At 51.4% G+C, this 16,823-nt stretch carries 20 protein-coding genes; 17 read left to right on the top strand and 3 right to left on the bottom strand.

The genetic code is table 11. From position 1 onward, the window contains the following. The first annotated feature begins 4 nt into the window (after positions 1-4). The 17 genes from MKY97_RS23285 to MKY97_RS23205 all read left to right on the top strand — a co-directional run bounded on the left by MKY97_RS23285 (position 5) and on the right by MKY97_RS23205 (position 14,592). A complete protein-coding gene (locus MKY97_RS23285) occupies positions 5-751 on the top strand; it encodes an amino acid ABC transporter permease (protein WP_342552612.1) in 747 nt (248 codons plus the stop codon). Between the two features lie 4 nt (positions 752-755). Beyond that, positions 756-1,466, top strand: coding sequence for an amino acid ABC transporter permease (locus tag MKY97_RS23280; protein ID WP_342552611.1), 711 nt, complete (start codon positions 756-758; stop codon positions 1,464-1,466). Then, on the top strand, positions 1,463-2,215 hold the full coding sequence (locus MKY97_RS23275; protein ID WP_342552610.1) for an amino acid ABC transporter ATP-binding protein: 753 nt from the start codon (positions 1,463-1,465) through the stop codon (positions 2,213-2,215). Before MKY97_RS23280 ends, MKY97_RS23275 begins: the two co-directional genes overlap by 4 nt. 172 nt (positions 2,216-2,387) lie before the next feature. Next, positions 2,388-2,675 carry a nucleoside-diphosphate sugar epimerase gene (locus tag MKY97_RS23270; RefSeq protein WP_342552609.1) on the top strand — a complete coding sequence of 96 codons (288 nt, stop codon included), beginning with the start codon at positions 2,388-2,390 and terminating at the stop codon, positions 2,673-2,675. Positions 2,676-2,698: 23 nt separating this feature from the next. Further along, positions 2,699-3,040, top strand: a complete 342-nt coding sequence (locus MKY97_RS23265; RefSeq protein ID WP_342552608.1) for a restriction endonuclease subunit S — start codon at positions 2,699-2,701, stop codon at positions 3,038-3,040. Next, positions 3,037-3,336 (top strand): hypothetical protein, encoded by a 300-nt coding sequence (locus MKY97_RS23260; RefSeq protein WP_342552607.1) that lies wholly within the window; start codon positions 3,037-3,039, stop codon positions 3,334-3,336. The genes MKY97_RS23265 and MKY97_RS23260 overlap by 4 nt, the downstream gene beginning before the upstream one ends. Before the next feature lies 1 nt (position 3,337). After that, a complete protein-coding gene (locus tag MKY97_RS23255; RefSeq protein WP_342552606.1) occupies positions 3,338-3,676 on the top strand; it encodes a hypothetical protein in 339 nt (112 codons plus the stop codon). A gap of 395 nt (positions 3,677-4,071) precedes the next feature. Beyond that, positions 4,072-5,166 carry a DUF3880 domain-containing protein gene (locus tag MKY97_RS23250; protein WP_342552605.1) on the top strand — a complete coding sequence of 365 codons (1,095 nt, stop codon included), beginning with the start codon at positions 4,072-4,074 and terminating at the stop codon, positions 5,164-5,166. A gap of 63 nt (positions 5,167-5,229) precedes the next feature. Continuing rightward, the gene (locus tag MKY97_RS23245) at positions 5,230-6,369 is read left to right on the top strand and encodes a glycosyltransferase (protein WP_342552604.1); all 1,140 of its coding nucleotides are present in this window, start codon (positions 5,230-5,232) and stop codon (positions 6,367-6,369) included. 72 nt (positions 6,370-6,441) lie between these two features. Next, on the top strand, positions 6,442-8,064 hold the full coding sequence (locus tag MKY97_RS23240) for a glycosyltransferase family 4 protein (protein WP_342552603.1): 1,623 nt from the start codon (positions 6,442-6,444) through the stop codon (positions 8,062-8,064). A gap of 162 nt (positions 8,065-8,226) precedes the next feature. Further along, a complete protein-coding gene (wecB, locus tag MKY97_RS23235; protein WP_342556436.1) occupies positions 8,227-9,318 on the top strand; it encodes a UDP-N-acetylglucosamine 2-epimerase (non-hydrolyzing) in 1,092 nt (363 codons plus the stop codon). Next, positions 9,311-10,297 carry a polysaccharide biosynthesis protein gene (locus tag MKY97_RS23230; protein WP_342552602.1) on the top strand — a complete coding sequence of 329 codons (987 nt, stop codon included), beginning with the start codon at positions 9,311-9,313 and terminating at the stop codon, positions 10,295-10,297. The genes wecB and MKY97_RS23230 overlap by 8 nt, the downstream gene beginning before the upstream one ends. After that, positions 10,294-11,121, top strand: coding sequence for an SDR family oxidoreductase (locus MKY97_RS23225; RefSeq protein ID WP_342552601.1), 828 nt, complete (start codon positions 10,294-10,296; stop codon positions 11,119-11,121). The genes MKY97_RS23230 and MKY97_RS23225 overlap by 4 nt, the downstream gene beginning before the upstream one ends. Continuing rightward, complete coding sequence (locus tag MKY97_RS23220; protein ID WP_342552600.1) at positions 11,103-12,044, top strand: NAD-dependent epimerase/dehydratase family protein; 942 nt, start codon at positions 11,103-11,105, stop codon at positions 12,042-12,044. The genes MKY97_RS23225 and MKY97_RS23220 overlap by 19 nt, the downstream gene beginning before the upstream one ends. After that, positions 12,041-12,757: a glycosyltransferase gene (locus MKY97_RS23215; protein ID WP_342552599.1), complete on the top strand. Its 717-nt coding sequence runs from the start codon at positions 12,041-12,043 to the stop codon at positions 12,755-12,757. The genes MKY97_RS23220 and MKY97_RS23215 overlap by 4 nt, the downstream gene beginning before the upstream one ends. Before the next feature lie 261 nt (positions 12,758-13,018). Beyond that, positions 13,019-13,735 carry a glycosyltransferase gene (locus MKY97_RS23210; protein WP_342552598.1) on the top strand — a complete coding sequence of 239 codons (717 nt, stop codon included), beginning with the start codon at positions 13,019-13,021 and terminating at the stop codon, positions 13,733-13,735. A 308-nt stretch (positions 13,736-14,043) separates the two neighbouring features. After that, positions 14,044-14,592 carry a GNAT family N-acetyltransferase gene (locus MKY97_RS23205; RefSeq protein WP_342552597.1) on the top strand — a complete coding sequence of 183 codons (549 nt, stop codon included), beginning with the start codon at positions 14,044-14,046 and terminating at the stop codon, positions 14,590-14,592. 125 nt (positions 14,593-14,717) lie between these two features. On the opposite strand, the gene MKY97_RS23200 is transcribed toward MKY97_RS23205, so the two are convergent. The 3 genes from MKY97_RS23200 to MKY97_RS23190 all read right to left on the bottom strand — a co-directional run bounded on the left by MKY97_RS23200 (position 14,718) and on the right by MKY97_RS23190 (position 16,759). After that, on the bottom strand, positions 14,718-15,131 hold the full coding sequence (locus MKY97_RS23200) for a hypothetical protein (protein WP_342552596.1): 414 nt from the start codon (positions 15,129-15,131) through the stop codon (positions 14,718-14,720). 222 nt (positions 15,132-15,353) lie between these two features. Then, a complete protein-coding gene (locus MKY97_RS23195; protein WP_342552595.1) occupies positions 15,354-15,524 on the bottom strand; it encodes a hypothetical protein in 171 nt (56 codons plus the stop codon). Then, on the bottom strand, positions 15,521-16,759 hold the full coding sequence (locus MKY97_RS23190) for a glycosyltransferase family 4 protein (RefSeq protein ID WP_342552594.1): 1,239 nt from the start codon (positions 16,757-16,759) through the stop codon (positions 15,521-15,523). The genes MKY97_RS23195 and MKY97_RS23190 overlap by 4 nt, the downstream gene beginning before the upstream one ends. Positions 16,760-16,823: the final 64 nt, after the last annotated feature.

The following is a 16,823-nucleotide window of genomic DNA, read 5'->3' as shown; positions in this document are numbered from 1 at the left end:
GGTCATGGGAAAAGCGTTTGATCTGTCACTTGTTCTGGACTTCGTCCCGGAACTGCTTCGATATCTGCATATTACACTGATTGTACTTGGCGGCTCCATAATGCTTGGACTTGTGGGCGGTGTGCTGCTGGCCGTGCCCCGGCTCTATCAGATTCCGGTCTTGAGCCAGTTAGCGACCCTGTATATTTCGTTCATGCGAGGCACGCCGATTCTGATTAAGCTGTTTCTCGTATATTATGGCCTGCCAGAGCTGCTGAAACCGCTGGGTATCGACTTATCACGGACTGACCCGCTGCTGTTTGTCATCTTGACTTATGCATTCAGTGATGCGGCATCGTTTGCCGAAATCTTTCGAGGTGCAGTGCGCAGTGTGGATAAAGGCCAGACCGAGGCGGCTTATGCTGCGGGGCTGACAACTTTCCAGTCGTTTCGGCGGATTGTTGTACCACAGGCGCTGGTGGTTGCTTTTCCCAATATGGCCAACACGTTAATCGGTTCATTGAAGGATACTTCCCTTGCGTTTTCCATCGGGGTGATGGATATGGTGGGCAGGGGACAAACGCTGATCTCGTCAACATCACATGCGCTTGAGGTATATATCAGTTTGTCCATCGTATATTATGTCATCGTTATTTTGCTTGAAAAAGGGTTTGCCGTAACTGAACGCAGACTGCAGCGTCATGAACGAAAAAGGGTCATATCCAAGCCGGCGTTACGAACTGCTGAACGCCTGAAACGAATAGCGGGGTGAGCACATGTCGATTGATCTGCATTTTATCTATACCTCTTTCTTTCAGATTCTGGAGGCATTGCCGCTCACAATGGTCATTACGATTGTGCCGCTGATTGCGGGTTTTGGTATTGGTCTGGGGACCGCACTGATCCGAATCTACCGTGTACGATGGCTTCACCACATCGCATCGTATTACGTATCATTTCTGCGCGGAACTCCGATGCTGATGCATCTGTTTCTGATCTACTACGGTATTCCGATGATCATTGATCGTTTGGCTGAACGTTATGGTTGGGCGTTTCAATCGTCTTCGATTCCCATACTCGTTTTTGTGCTGATAGCATTCTCACTGACGGCCGGCGCTTATATGTCTGAAATTATCCGTTCCGGCATTCTGGCTGTAGATGGCGGGCAGATGGAGGCAGCCCATGCCGTAGGCATGAGCACGTTTCAGGCGCTGCGGCGTATTATTATACCCCAGGCCATCGGTGCTGTTCTCCCGAATCTCTGCAGCATGTTTGTCGGATTCCTGCACGGCTCAACGCTTGCCTTCACCGTGTCCCAGATGGATATTCTCGGCAAGGCGGATGTGGTCGCTTCCGTCAGTTTGAAATTTCTGGAGGCCTTTATTGCCGCGGCCATCATATATTGGGGGATTACCGTCATTGCCGAGCGAATCACTGCGCTGCTTGAACGCAGAGCTGCCGTATACAGCAAAGGAGGCGTATCATGATTTCTTTGTCCAATATTCATAAGTCTTTTGGGCAGCAGAAGGTGCTCAAAGGTATCGATCTAACCGTGGAGCAGGGTGATGTCGTCGCTGTTCTCGGACCAAGCGGATCGGGGAAAACAACGCTGCTTCGCTGCGTGAACTTTCTGGAACGTGCTGATGAGGGCAGAGTTCAGATCAGCGGGCTGACGGTGGACTGCAGGCATGCACGCAAACATGACATCGTGCAGCTGAGGCGGAAAACAGCGATGGTGTTCCAGCATTATAATCTGTTCAAACACAAGACCGTGCTGGAGAATGTGACCGAAGGGCTGATTATTGCCCAAAAAATATCCAAAGCAGATGCTCGGACTCGCGCTCTTCACGTACTGGAGCAGGTCGGATTGTCCGGCAAAATCGACGCATACCCCAGCATGCTGTCCGGTGGACAGCAGCAGCGAGTCGGCATAGCCCGGGCACTGGCACTCAACCCGGAAGTGATTTTGTTCGATGAACCGACGTCTGCACTGGATCCCGAGCTGGTGGGAGAGGTACTGGCGGTGATTCGTTCAATCGCCAGGAAAGGAATTACGATGATTGTGGTTACCCATGAGATGGGCTTTGCTCGTGAAGTGGCAAATCGGGTTGTTTTTATGGATGGCGGAAACGTTGTGGAAGAAGGAACACCGGAAGAAGTGTTCACCAGACCGCAGCAGGAACGAACCCGTCAATTCCTCAGCCGTTACTCTTCCGATTGGAGCTATGTAATTTAAGGACGTAGGGAGTTGAACAATTTAAAGATATAAGGGAGTTGTGTAATTTAACGATATAGGCGCAAGCTGGAGTAACTGACGCGCCCGGCCCGGCATATGCTGTAGCAGGCAAATGCTGATAGGCCGGGTTTTTCTATGGGTGAAGCAGGCCTTAACCGAAAGGAGGAGCACCATGCAGAGCAAAATCGATGAGATTATTACACATATTGCACATTCCCACCAGCAGATCGCACGGGTATTGGATGCCAAACGTCAGGTTGCTGTACGCATGTCGGAGATCATCCATCATTTGCCGGATAACGAGCCGGAGCTGGATGGGGTTGAAGGTTTGCTGGACAGCTCGGGACAGATTAACAAAAGCATTATCTCCTACCTGGGGGGGCTTGCTGATCTGGAAGAAGCTGTGGCCGAGACGCTGACCCAGGTCATGCGGGAGATTGCGGTACAAGATGAAGAATAAGCCCGGAAGGCGGGTGATGAAACATGAGCAGAGAACAAAGCCTCATTCTGATGCTGGATGCCGCAGCCAAGATGCAGTGGAATATCGCGCTGATTCTGGAGGCCAAGGCCATTGAGGCGGAGAAGGTACGGAACTGGACGCTGAATCATCTGAACGGGGACAGCTTTTTGACTCATAGCGATCAGGTGGGTGAACCGCTTAAAATGCATGAGCAGTTGGTGGAACTGTTGGAAGGGTTAACCCGGATGGAAACGGGACTGTGCAGCAACCTGAAGGCTGTGATGGTCCAGAATGACAGCGAAGATGGCGGCGGAATGGACGGGGGCATGTTTGGCGGCATGGATCTCGGGGATATGGGAAAATGAGTCTGATGCAGCGTGAGCAGGAGGTTAAACTGGCGCTCATCGAATCCATTGCACACAGCCAGCAGGCACTCGCCCGCATTCTGGACAGTGTTGCCAGTGTATCTTCTCATTCGGAAGTATCCGCCCGCAGTCTCGCTGAGAACATACGTCTGCTCAGCCGTTATCAGGAAGAGATGTCTCGTATGGTCACGGGGATCAGGCTGACTCGAATTCGTTATGGGGAGCCGGGTCTGCCTTGGCTTAAAGACCCCGGATGTGCGATCCGTGCCGCCGGGGACCTACAGGAGGAATGCTGATATGTTAAAAAAGAAGTCTAGGCTGAAATCCAAACGTGCATTGGTAACACGCGGTGCCCGTCTGCGTAAAATCCGTAAGCTGCGTGCGCTGAAATCCAAACGTGTCGTTCATAAACGCACAGGTAAAGGGCGCAGCGCGTGGCTGAAAAAAAAGAAACGTGCGGTGCAGAGGCACCGGACCAAGAAACCCGTACGACCTGTCGTCCCGGCTACCCCTACCGATCCAAACCCGGACAGCGCATACAGTCAGGGTTACAACGAGGCGTACAACGAGGGATTCAACGCAGGTTTCGCCAAGGGATTCGAGGACGGACATCAGTTGGCATACAAAGCACAGTAACAGATGCGGACGTTAAAAATACAGCCCTAACCAACACCGTCGTAAAAGATTCGGAAGGTCTGGATGTTTCGGTTAATGCATCTCGAAATACGGATGCATCCGAGAACTAACAAGCTGCACATCTCGAAAATGCAGCGAAGCACCATTGGACGTACGACTTAACGTCTATTACGACAATACAAGTAACGGCTGAAGCCCGGGGGATTGATCCTCCGGGTTATTTGTATTGACCGCACGAGCGGACATGCCCGTGCAGGCGAAAATGGAGGGCAGACGCCAATTTTGAGCCCTGCAGGACACCCGTCCATGATGCATCTGACCCCGGGGCATATCCTTTAGAGGGAAGACCAATCTCGTGGAGAGTCTGTAAAGGGACCTCCTTGAAGGAAGACAGGGTGAAGAATGTGGCAAAACGAAGAAACCGCCCGCTGACTGAAGCGGAGGCGGCCTACCGCGGCGGATATGCAGAAGGCCGCAGGTTTGGCGGCTGTCAGGCCATCATGGAGCGGGTGCACCCGTTTGAACCGGTTCTGCGGGACATGAAGGTGCTGTATATCCCGCAGGGATTCGACGCCATTGATGAAGGTGTCATATTGGCACTGCAGCAGTCCGTTCGGGAATGCGTTGTTGGATCGCCAGCAGCGATGCTGCAGGAAGCGGATCATCACCGACCTGATGTTGTTCTGGTTATGAACGGTCTGCATGTGTTTCCCGAGAATCATCTGGAGCAGGTGAGGGGAATTCGTGAATTGGGGATTCGGACGGCAGTATGGTTTGTGGATGATCCCTATTTTACGGAGGATACCGCATCCATCTGTCAGCATTACGACGTTGTGTTTACCCATGAAGAGGCAGCCGTGCCCTTCTACAAAGGCCAAGGGGCACAGCACGTTATCTACATGCCGCTGGCCGTAAATCCAGGGATGTTTCATCCGCGCCGCACAGAACCCCAGTATCAATACGACATCTGTTTTATCGGTACAGGGTTCTGGAACCGAATAGACCTGTTCAATCAGCTGGCACCTTACCTCGCCGATAAAAAGGTGTTCATTGCCGGAAGTCAGTGGAACCGGTTGGCGCGGCTGGATGTGTTGGGACAGTTCATCCATGAAGGCTGGATTGAACCGGGGGCAACGGTCAATTATTACAATGGCGCCAAAATCGTTATTAACGTGCACCGGACCTGCGAGAACGGTGAGGATAACCGCAACACCCACCAGCTGCAGGGGCGTTCGATTAATCCTCGCACTTATGAGATCGCTGCTTGCGGCACGATGCAGATTACCGACACGCGTGGAGATTTGCCGCGCTATTATCAGCCCGGGTATGACATTGAGACCTTCACCACAGCGGCAGAGCTGCAGCGCAAGATCGACTATTATCTGCATCATAATGAGGAACGTCAGATCATGGCTTGGCGAGGTCTGCTCACTACGATGAACCGTCATACGTTTAACCGCCGCATCACCGAGTTGTTAGGACATCTGTAGTTTCCCTTCGATAGGAGGGAAGCATCAGAAAGCACGTTATCCCAAATAAAAAGGAGTGGCGGTATGTCTCTCAAACACCGTAAAACTAGAAAGGTTCAACTACCTGTACTCAGCCTGGCAGATCAGGCACGTAAAAATGGGCAGCGGGCCGGATATGACGCAGGGAAAGAAGAAGGATATCTGCGCGGCCGTGCTAACTATATTGTGAATTGTGCACAGGAGCCGCTGCCTTTCCGGCAGCTTCACGTGCTGTATGTTTCTTCAGGTAAAGGCTTCCCTTACTCTCCGCTGGACGAAGCGATAATGGCAACGCTCCAGGGCATGGTCGCACACGTGACGCTGTCTGATCCACGCCAGCCGGTATCCCAAGTCGCGCTGGAAACACGTCCTGATCTGGTGCTTGTGCTGGATGGTATGGATATCCCCATCGAGCACATTGACGCCATACGCCAGGCGGGAATCCAGACAGCGATCTGGCTTACGGACGATCCGTATTATACCGACATGACGCTGGAGATGGTGAGTCATTTTGACCATGTATTCACACTGGAGCTGAATTGTGTCGAACTGTATCGTCAGCATGGCTGCGCGTCCGTGCATTATATGCCCTTCGCTGCTTTTACCAACCACTACTTCCCGATCACAACCCCTTCTCCGCTGAAACGGGATGTCAGCTTTATCGGCTCGGCATATTGGAACCGCGTGTACTTCTTCAACCCGATCATGCCGCAGCTTATGTCGCACAATACCGTCTTCAACGGTATCTGGTGGGATCGTCTGCCTGACTATACGGCGTACGGCGAGAAGATCGAACTCGGCCGCTGGATGAGTCCGCAAGAGACCAATGACGTATACAACGGCACCAAGATTGTTATCAATCTGCATCGTTCCCATGAGGATGATTCGGTCAACAATAATCAGATCAAAATCCCCCCAGCCTCACCGAACCCGAGAACGTTTGAGATTGCAGCCAGTACAACGCTGCAGCTGACCGATGCACGCGATGATCTGGCCCGTTTCTACAAACCGGGTGTCGAGATCGAGACATATTCTTCGCCGCAGGAGATGCTGGAGAAGGTGGAATATTACCTCGCACACGAGAAGGAACGGCGCGAGATTGCCCTGCGAGGACTTGAACGGACGTTGAAAGATCACACGTATGGCAGAAGAATCAATGAAATGTTAAGTATTATATTCCCTTAATCTCGGCCAGGAGGAGGTGTGCACAGTGCCCTGTATCCGTTCGTCTGCTGCATACAGGGTATGTGTGCGGCCATGGCAATGAAACCAAAGCTGATGTTGTTTTCCCATGTGTGCAACACTCGCAGTATTACGGGAGCGGAGAAGCTGCTGCTTCATTTTATGAGAGAAATTGGTGCAATCTTTGATTGTGTACTCGTGGCTCCGCAGGAAGGCAAGCTGACCGGACTCGCACGGAGATTTGGCATACACGTTCACATATGTCATCTGCCGATGCTGCACGGTGTGTACACACCTTATCAGGGAATCGCGCAGGATGCAGAACATTTGCGGCATACGCCTGCATTTCAGGATGCAGTCTCCCTAATCCGAAGTCACCAGCCGGATATGATCTTGACGAATACCTGCGTTAATGTAATGCCTGCTGCAGCAGCAAAGTCTTTGGGGATTCCGGTTATCTGGAAAATTACCGAGATTATTCATACGAATGAACACACCGCCGAAGCGATCCAGATGATTGGACGTTATGCGGACTGGATTATTGGAATTTCCGAGGCGGCTGCGGCGCCCTTCAAACAGGCAGGTATGGGTGACAGAGTAACGATCATCTCTCCGACGTGGGAGCCTTCCCTGCCTGCTCCTGACCGCTGGCTCCATCTGCGTGAGCGAAAACGCAAGGAGCTTGGCTATAAGCCCTCGCACACCTGTATCGGTTACATTTCTTCCTTTATATATGATGCCAAAGGCTTAAAACCCTTTGTAGATATGGCGCTGCAGCTGTGTGAGACTCATTCGCGTTGCCGATTCTGGATCATTGGCGCACCGTCGGACAAAAAGTATTACGACGAATGCGTATCCCGTGTGAAACGTTCGGGGTATGCAGCTCGTTTCAGGTTTACCACGTTTGAGGAGAATGTGTCTCTGGCATACACGGCGATGGATATCGTTGTGATCCCGAGCATGGTAAAAGAAGGATTTGGCATGACTGCGCTGGAGGGACTGTATTTTGCCAAACCGGTCATCGCATTCAATCAGGGTGGTCTCAGTGAATTGATGGAATCCGTAGGCAGCGGTGCATTTCTTGCTCCTCCAGGGGATAGCGATGCACTGGTTAAGCTGGCTGTGACGCTGCTGGATGATTCGGAACTTGCCTCCGATACCGGGTGGCGCAACCGGACAGAAGCGGAAAAGCTGTACGGAGTCGAAACCTACCGAGCGAAACTGCATACGATGGTCACACAGTGGCTGCTGCGTTTCCCCGGATGGTTCACGTATATTCAGCCTCCAAGCGGCCCCGTGTTCACATGGGGAGAAGGAGGACTGCGCACCGTATTGACTCCCGATCCTGCCCTTATTCGGACACTTCTATTTCCAGAAAACATTGTGCAGCTCCTCCCCCGTTCGGTGCTTCCGCCAGTAAGCGTAACTCCGTATGATGAGGGAGCCGTTAAACCTCGTGAGGCAGAGAGGTTAATTCAACCGGGAAGGCGTATAACAAAACGCCGCCGCAGGAGAGGCGTTCCTGCTTCTCGCCGGTTGAAAGAGCTGAAACGAACTGCCCGAACAGGTAAGCGAAGCCGCACAGGCCGCAAAGTGAAAAAACGGCACGCAGCTTCCTCCAAATCGTCAGTGCGCAGACGTCTCTCCCGAAGCAGGAAACGCAGCCGCACGGCACGCAAAGGTTCCACTGTACGATGAGAAACAGGAACTTCAATGCACGATAAGAGAAAGACTCCAACACACGTCCAAAGACGTGTTCCTGATACACAGCAAAAGATGGGGTCTAAGTACGTGACAGAAATGGTCCTGAATACACGAAATATAGGTCCTGAATACACGAAATAGAAGGCAGGGATGACGATGAAGATCATGACGGTGCTGGGTACGAGACCTGAGATTATTCGACTCAGCCTGATCATTTCCAAGCTGGACCAGTATGCGTCCAAACATATTCTGGTACACACGGGACAGAACTTCACAGAAAGTCTTAGCGGTCTTTTTTTCAAGGAAATGGGTCTGCGTGCCCCGGACTACGTTCTTCAAGATGAAGCCGCCTCATTGGGGAGGCAGCTGTCCGCCATGTTTACGCAGATGGAAGACTTGATCCTGCAGGAGAAACCAGACAAACTGCTTCTGCTCGGGGACACGAACAGTGCCTTGTGTGCTGTACTTGCTGAACGCATGGGGATTCCTGTCATTCATATGGAGGCTGGCAATCGCTGCTTCGATCTGGATGTGCCCGAGGAGAAAAACCGCCGCGTCATTGATTCCATCTCCACCATAAATATGCCTTATACCGAACAGAGCAAGAAGCATCTGGTCAGTGAAGGGGTGCCCAGCCGCCGTATTGTGCTTACAGGCAATCCGATCTACGAGGTAATGCAGCATTACAGCGGGCAGGTTAATGCCAGTAAAATTCTGAAAAAGCTCAAGCTGAAACCCGGACAGTATTTTCTGGTTACCGCACATCGGGCTGAAAATGTGGATCACCCTCCACATCTGCTGGAGATTATGAAAGGGTTGAATCAGGTCGCAGAGGAGCATGGACAGCGCGTCATATGCAGCATTCATCCGCGAACGGCGATTCGGATTGCCGAGCATCTGCAGCTGGAGATGCATCCGCTGGTGGAATTCCACGAGCCGTTTGGATTTTTCGACTTTGTCATGCTGGAGCGTCATGCACGTTGTGCGCTGACGGACAGCGGAACGGTTCAGGAAGAGTGCTGCATCATGGGTGTGCCTACCGTGACGATGCGTCGTACGACAGAGCGCCCGGAAACGGTGGACTGCGGCAGTAATGTGGTTTCCGGCCTGAACGCAGCACGAATTGCGGATTGTGTGAACGTAATGATAAAGCTGCCGAATGACTGGGATTGTCCGCAGGGTTACAAGGCGGAAGATGTGTCCAGTAAAGTGGTTAAATTTCTGCTTGGAGGGAAAATGCATGTTTGAAAATAAGCGTATACTCGTGACTGGCGGTACGGGATCATGGGGGTATGAGCTTGTCGCTCAACTGCTGCCCCGGCAGCCGAAAGAAATTATTGTGTACTCCCGCAACGAGTCCAGCCAGGTAGCTATGAGCCGTGACTTTGAAGATCCGCGCCTTCATTTCCGCATTGGTGATATTCGTGACAAAGACGCTCTGACGGCGGCCTGCCAGCATGTAGATTATGTTTTTCATCTGGCCGCACTCAAGCATGTACCGGTATGTGAAGACCAGCCGTATGAAGCGCTCAAAACAAACGTCATCGGTACACAGAATGTCATTGAAGCGGCGATTGAGAACAAGGTGAAAAAAGTAATCTATATATCGACTGACAAAGCGGCCAATCCGTCGAACTTCTACGGAATGACCAAAGCCATCGGTGAGAAATTGATTGTTTATGCCAACCTGCTGCACAGTGATACGAAGTTTGTCACGGTGCGAGGCGGCAATGTACTGGGCACTAACGGGAGTGTTGTGCATCTGTTCAAAAACCAGATTCGCCAAAAAGGTCAGGTATCCATTACAGATATGGGCATGACCCGGTTCTTCCTCACACTGAAGGACGCAATTACACTGCTGTTCAAAGCTTCGGTGGAAAGCGTTGGCGGAGAAATCTTTGTCATGACGATGCCCACGTGCAAAATTGTCGATCTTGCCGAGGTGCTGATTGAAGATTCCGGTGTGGAAAATGTCGCCATCGTAGAACGCGGCGTTCGTCCCGGCGAGAAGATTCATGAAATACTCATGAGTGAATTCGAGAGCATGACTACGGTTGTTTACGACGAGCAGTATCTGGTGATTCTGCCTACGCTCGGCATTCCTGGATTGCGAGAGCACTACACCAACTGCCCGCCCGTGCCGTACAGCAGCTTTAGTTCCGAACATCAGCTGATGACCAAAGAAGAGATTCGTGAAATTCTGAAACGCGGAGGGTTTCTGTCATGAAACTGCTGATTCTTGGGGGAAACGGAATGGCGGGCCATATCCTGGTCGACTACTTCCGCCGTCAAGGCGTGCACAGCGTCTTCTACACCACCCGGGACGCTGCTGACCCGAATGGTTTGATCCTGGATGTGAATGACAGCTTCATGGTCGACAGGCTTGTAGAAGCGGTGCACCCGGACGTCATCATTAATGCGGTTGGGGTGCTGAACAGCTTCGCGGATGAGGATAAAATTGGCGCATATCATATTAACGGTTTTCTGCCGCATCGGCTGCGGCGGATGGCCGATTCCATCGGTGCACGTCTGATCCATATCAGTACCGATTGTGTATTCAGCGGAGATCGGGGTGCCTACCGGGAGGATGATGTCACGGACGGAACGTCCTCCTACGCGATTACGAAAGCACTAGGTGAAGTGCAGGATGAAGGTCATCTGACCATTCGGACTTCCATTATTGGCCCTGAGATCCGGAAAGGCGGCATCGGTCTGATGCAGTGGTTCATGTCCAGCACAGGCGAAGTGGGAGGGTACACCCGTGTCTTCTGGAATGGCGTAACGACGCTTGAGCTTGCCAAATGGGTAGACCATTATCTGGATTCGCCGGTCAGTGGTCTGATCCATCTTGCTCATCCTGTTCCGGTGAGCAAACATGACCTGCTTGTCCTGTTCCAGCAGGTCTGGAACAAGCAGGATGTGAAGATTGTACCCGATGACAGTATGGTGCAGGATCGAACGCTGATATCCACCCGCGAGGATGTGAAGACAGACCTGCCGGACTATTCAACTATGCTGAAGGAGCTGGCATTATGGATGGAGCAGAGCTGACGGGCAAAAAGGTACTGGTTACAGGCGCCTCCGGTTTTACCGGGCGCCATGCGGTAACATATTTTCAAGGCGCCGGGGCGGACGTTGCAGCTGTCGTCCGGCGGCAGGGTGTTTTTACTTTTGCCGAAAACGTAAGTGTACATGTCTGTGACCTCAATGATAAGCATCAAGTGCGGGAATTGATTACCGAGATACAGCCGGATTATGTGCTTCATCTTGCCGGCAAAAATTCGGTGCCGGATTCCTGGGACGATCCGCTGCTTGTACTCGAAACAAACGTCATGGCAGTGCTGTATCTGCTGGATGCACTCCGCAGCTGTCCCGATGCCCGGACGGTAATTGTTGGATCAAGACTCAAATATACACCGGAGCCCGGACAAATACCTCAGCCACCGCATCCGTACAGCTTGAGCAAGGCGCTGGAAGAGATGGTAACCCTGTCATGGATGTCCCTGTTTGGTCAGCAGATCATACTGGCCGAACCGGGCAATCTGATTGGTGCCGGTCCATCCACCGGCATCTGTTCCCTGCTTGCACGTCATGTGGCTGCTTGTGAGCAGAAGGGCATAACGGAAGCGTTCCGATTGTCCGGACGGGATAATACACGTGACTTTCTGGATGTACGGGATGCCGTTCGAGCATACGCAATGCTGCTGCTGCAGGGCACCAGCGGCACGGTCTATCCGGTCGTATCCGGGGTGGAGCGGAGCCTTGGCGAGATCGCCGATCTGCTCTTATCCATGACAGAAGCCGAGGTAAAGGTTCGCTGGGATGGAGCTTCATCCGGGCCTGACGGGGCGGGCAAACAGGAGAGATTATCTGCGCTGCGCAATCTGGGCTGGTCACCGCAGATTCCATTTGAGACATCGCTCCGGGATATTTTGGCGGATGTTCGTACCCAGCAAGGGAGGACGACTGGATGAATCCGCGCGTATCCATTGTGATTCCGTTCTATAACTGCCCTTATGTGCCGATGGCGATTCAGAGCGCGCTGAACCAGACCTATGCCGAAGTGGAGATTATTGTTGTTAACGACGGTTCCACAAGGCATGAGGATTTGCTCCAGCCTTATCTGCCGCAGATCAATGTGCTTGGCAAAAGCAACGGCGGCACTGCTTCTGCACTGAATCACGGCATTCGGCATGCCTCCGGGGATTATGTGGCCTGGCTGAGCTCGGATGATTTCTTTTATCCTGATAAAATTCGTTATCAGCTTGAATTCATGCAGCGTGAAAATGTGCTGGTCTCCCACACGAATTTTCATTATATCAATGAACATGCAGCGGTGACCAAAATGCATGGCGGACCTGAACCGATGTCTGAACTGGACTGTCTGCGCCGGTTCAATGGCGGAAATCCGGTGAATGGATGCACGGTTATGATTCGCAAGGATTTGTTCAGCGGCGTAGGGCTGTTTGATGAGCTGCTGCCTTATACACATGATCTGGATCTCTGGCTGCGAATCCTGCTTAATGGTCATCGCTTTCCGTACCTGAATGAGCCGCTTACAGCCTATCGCTGGCATGGGGGGATGGGCTCGGTACGTCATGCGGACGTGATCGGCAGAGAAGCGTCCATGGTCTGGTCGAGATATCGCGAACCGCTGCAGCATCGTATTGCTGCACTTGGCGGTTAGCGAATAGGCCGTTATGAAGCCGCACGTGCGTGCTGATTAGCGGCCTGTTTGGCGCGGCCCTTTTGCAAGGGAAATAAAGGTTGGAGAACCGGACTGCATGTGAATCTCTTGACGCGGAGGGGAGTGCGGCGATTCTGCGACAGGTTACAAAATGTACGTTGACCTCACCGCGAATGCCCGCTACCGCTGCTTGAAACCTTCATATACTGGAGGAGATGCAGTTTTTTATATCAGAGATTCGCGGAGGAAGGGGATGCCCGGATGGAGCCGAAGGTATCAATCGTGATTCCTTTTTATAACTGCCCATATATCGAGCAGGCGGTGCACAGTGCGCTTCACCAGACATATCCTCATATTGAGGTCATCGTGGTGGACGATGGATCCACCAAACATGTGGAGCGGCTGGAACCGTTTATGGATCAGATTCATTACATTCGCAAAGAGAATGGCGGCACAGCGACGGCACTTAACGAAGGCATCAAACATGCGACGGGTGACTTTTTTGTCTGGCTCAGCTCGGATGATGTGATGCTGCTGAATCGGGTGGAAAAACAGCTGAAGTTCATGCTTGATGTCAAAGCTTCATTCTGCCATGGTGCGTATCATTACGTGAATGAACAGGGTGAATGGCTGGATACGGTGCAGCCTGAGGTGGGAAGCCGTCTGGAGGTGCTTCAGGTGCTGATGGAAGGCTGTCCGATCAATGGATGTACGGTAATGGTGGAGATGGAGGCGTTTGAGCGTTTTGGAGTATTTGACACGGATTTTCGGTATACACATGATTATGAGATGTGGCTGAGACTGTTTCCGCTGTATGAGCTGTTTTATTTCAATGAACCTCTAATGTGTTACCGCCTGCACGAGTCGATGGGAACGAAAAGACACTTCAAGGAACTGGTCGCGGAGATGGAGCGTGTTCAGGAGAAACACCGTCCGATTCTGCTTAACCTGCAGCAGGTTGGCGGGTATTGGAAGTAACAGATGATTTGTCTGTATTTAAAAGAAGCAGGGCGATAGATAAAGTATTGTGCAGAAGGGTGAACATCTGGGAAGCAGCAGTTAGATGCTGCAGGGTGGACGCTCTTCTTTTTTGAGATAATCAAGGTAGACTTGGCTGGCATGGAGGAGAGGGGAAAGGAAATGAAAGGAGGAACTTGGTGTGCATGCGGAGATAGGCAATTTCTAGTATACTAGATGGTAACTTGTACATAGAAGGGACTGAACTATGCGCAGATATCAATATTGGATAACCAGACGATTATAATTAATTAATGGAGGTTAACGTATTGATTACCGAATTACACACAACAAGACTGTATTTGCGTCCAATGAAGGAAGCCGATTCGGCCGGCCTGTTTCAGGTATGGTCCGATCCGGAGGTTGCCCGGTTTATGAATATTTCTCCTTTTAAGGATGAAAAACAAGCGGTAGAGATGATTCAGATGCTGGCTGATCTCGCCAAGGATCAACAGGCTATCCGCTTCTCGATTATCGAGAAGTCGTCTGGCGCGATTATGGGTTCCTGCGGTTTCAATTACCTGGATTTTGAACAAGCCAGAGCCGAGATCGGATATGACCTTGCCAAAGCTTATTGGGGTAAGGGGTATGCGGCGGAAGCGGTCACTGCTATGTTAACGCACGGTTTCACAACGCTGGAATTAAACCGGATCGAAGCAAAGGTTGATCCTCGAAATGCAAACTCCATCAAGCTTCTGGAGAAGCTTGGATTTACGCGTGAAGGAACGCTGAGATCTTACGAGAGAGCGGGAACAGAATCAGGAGCAGAAGATACGTTTAACGATTTGTATATGTATTCGAAGCTGGCCTCGGATTAAGAAAGCGGCGTCAACGGCTGCGCACAAGACATAACTAAACACCTCGAAAAGAAGCTGCAGATATAATCTGCGGCTTCTTTCTAATGCCTGTGAAGTGGTGCCATACCCGCTTGTATGATGAGATGTTAAGGATTGCCGATCTTAAACTCACCTATAATAGTTATGCCATCATGTTCATAGAGGGGAATTACCCGGCCTTTTGGGTCGAGTGTTAACTGATATTTAGCGGCTTCTTCAGGTGTGGCCGGGTCATCGCCGATTAACTCAGATGAGCGTACATAACCTAACTTGCCATCCGTTCCTTGTGCCATAATCAGGTCGGGAGGATGTATCGAATCTACAGGTTTACCATAAGTTTCGCCAGCCTCATTCACTGGATATAACGTTTGAGCTTCTCCGGAAGCATGGACGGTATTATTATTAAAGGAATCACTGCGTGCATGCTCCGAAACGTAAAAAGCTAATGTAATGACTGCGACTGATACGCTAAATGCTGCGGCAATAAATCGTTTGAGATTCAAGGAAATCCATCCTTTCATGTAAACTTCTGCTATTCAAACTATAGCATAATATTTACTAGGGGGTGTCTGAAAACGCAATTTTTTTTGCTGAATGTTCGTTCCAAGCCAGGAAGTTTACCGCAGGCATGCCGGGGCACGTCAAGGGAAAGTGAGCAGCAGGGGGCGAAAAGGGGGTAAAAGATATACTTCAGCGGGTTTCAAGACACACCCTAAAAAGGATGTTCATTCTTTCATCAGTACCTAGTCTTTTTCATTCAAAATAACCATCGATGCCGGATCGGGGAATACGTAACCTTTCGGCAGTTTCTGCATTAGTTCGTTCATCGTCTTGTAATCCACCTCAATGTGAGGCGTGGAGACGGGAACAGTAAACCAGCGATTGTACAGATCACTTGGAACAAGCAGTGTCATGTGGAAAGACCTCCTCTATAGATAGCTTCTTCATATACATGCAGTGTTCGCAGGCCCATTTCCTCTAGAGAGCGGTGCTGCTCAGCCCAGGCTTTGGCGGCTGCACCCACCTTTTTGCGGGTGGTGTCATCCTGAAGCAGTGCATGCAGCAGCTCGCTAAGGGAGTCGGCATCCTGTGGAGGCACGACCCAACCGGTACGGCCGGGTTCGACCATTTCGGGCATGCCTGCTGTGCCGCTGACAATGACGGGAACACCTGCAAGCTGTGCCTCGGTAACGGAAAAGGGCTGTGTGTCCTGAAGACTTGGCTGCACATAAATATCGGCATGTTTCAGAAAGGAAGGAATGTTCTCCAGCTTACCCCAGAATACGATATCTGCAGCAGTGCCAGCTTCGGCAGCCTGACCGCGTAATTCGTCCAGCAGGTTCCCGTCCCCGGCAATCCAGCACACCCAGTCCGAACGCTGCTTCTTCAGGCTGGTAAGTGCCTTGATTAGTACATGCACACCCTTGATGTATTCGAGTCTTCCTGTAAAAGCGATGACCTTCTTTCCTGCAGGCGGACGATGGGGGAACCTGGCAGCTGCAGCCCTGCGATAAGCGGGCAGGTCAACGGCGTACGGAATCTGCCTGAATTTGGTCTCAGGCACGGAGAGTTCGGTCAACGTGCTTTTAATCCAATGACTGGACACCAGAATCAGTTCAGACTGCGCTGCACTTCGCTGCTCCAGCGAGAGAAAATAACGTCCGCGTTTGGATTGCAGATAAGCAGGCAATGTCAGCTGAGGGTTGGAATTTTGCGCATCATAGAAGGCTTCCCGAGCAAGTGCTCCATGGTAACTCGTAACGAGCGGAATATTACGCTTCAAGATGCGTTTAACAGCAACAGCTGCAACCGGGTCCTGTGCGTGGATTACATCATATTGCTCCACCCCCAGATGGGCAGCGGCCATCTCGAAAGCGTATCGGTTCAGCTCGTAATATGCCAGGAGGGAATCCGCTGTGAATTGCGGCAAATCAGTGGGATTCAGCTTGGCCTGCAGCATAGGCCATACCAGACTTTTTGAGAAGGAGCGATTGAGATTACGGACATACACTTCATTCCTGACACTGTTCGTTCCCATAATATCCACTTCTACACCAAGGGCAGCAAGTCTGTCGGCGAGCTGTTTGATATATGTCCAGATGCCTCCCATATGTGTCAATTCCCAGTAAGTAACGAGCAGAACTCTCATAACGACCTCCTTGTCACGGCCAGCACAGGCCGAACTTCTATCCTGTTATTCTATGAAAAAAGCG

It is taken from the genome of Paenibacillus sp. FSL R7-0652, from assembly GCF_038595045.1.
Taxonomy (GTDB): Bacteria; Bacillota; Bacilli; order Paenibacillales; family Paenibacillaceae; genus Paenibacillus.
This window is presented reverse-complemented; position numbering and strand designations above follow the sequence as displayed.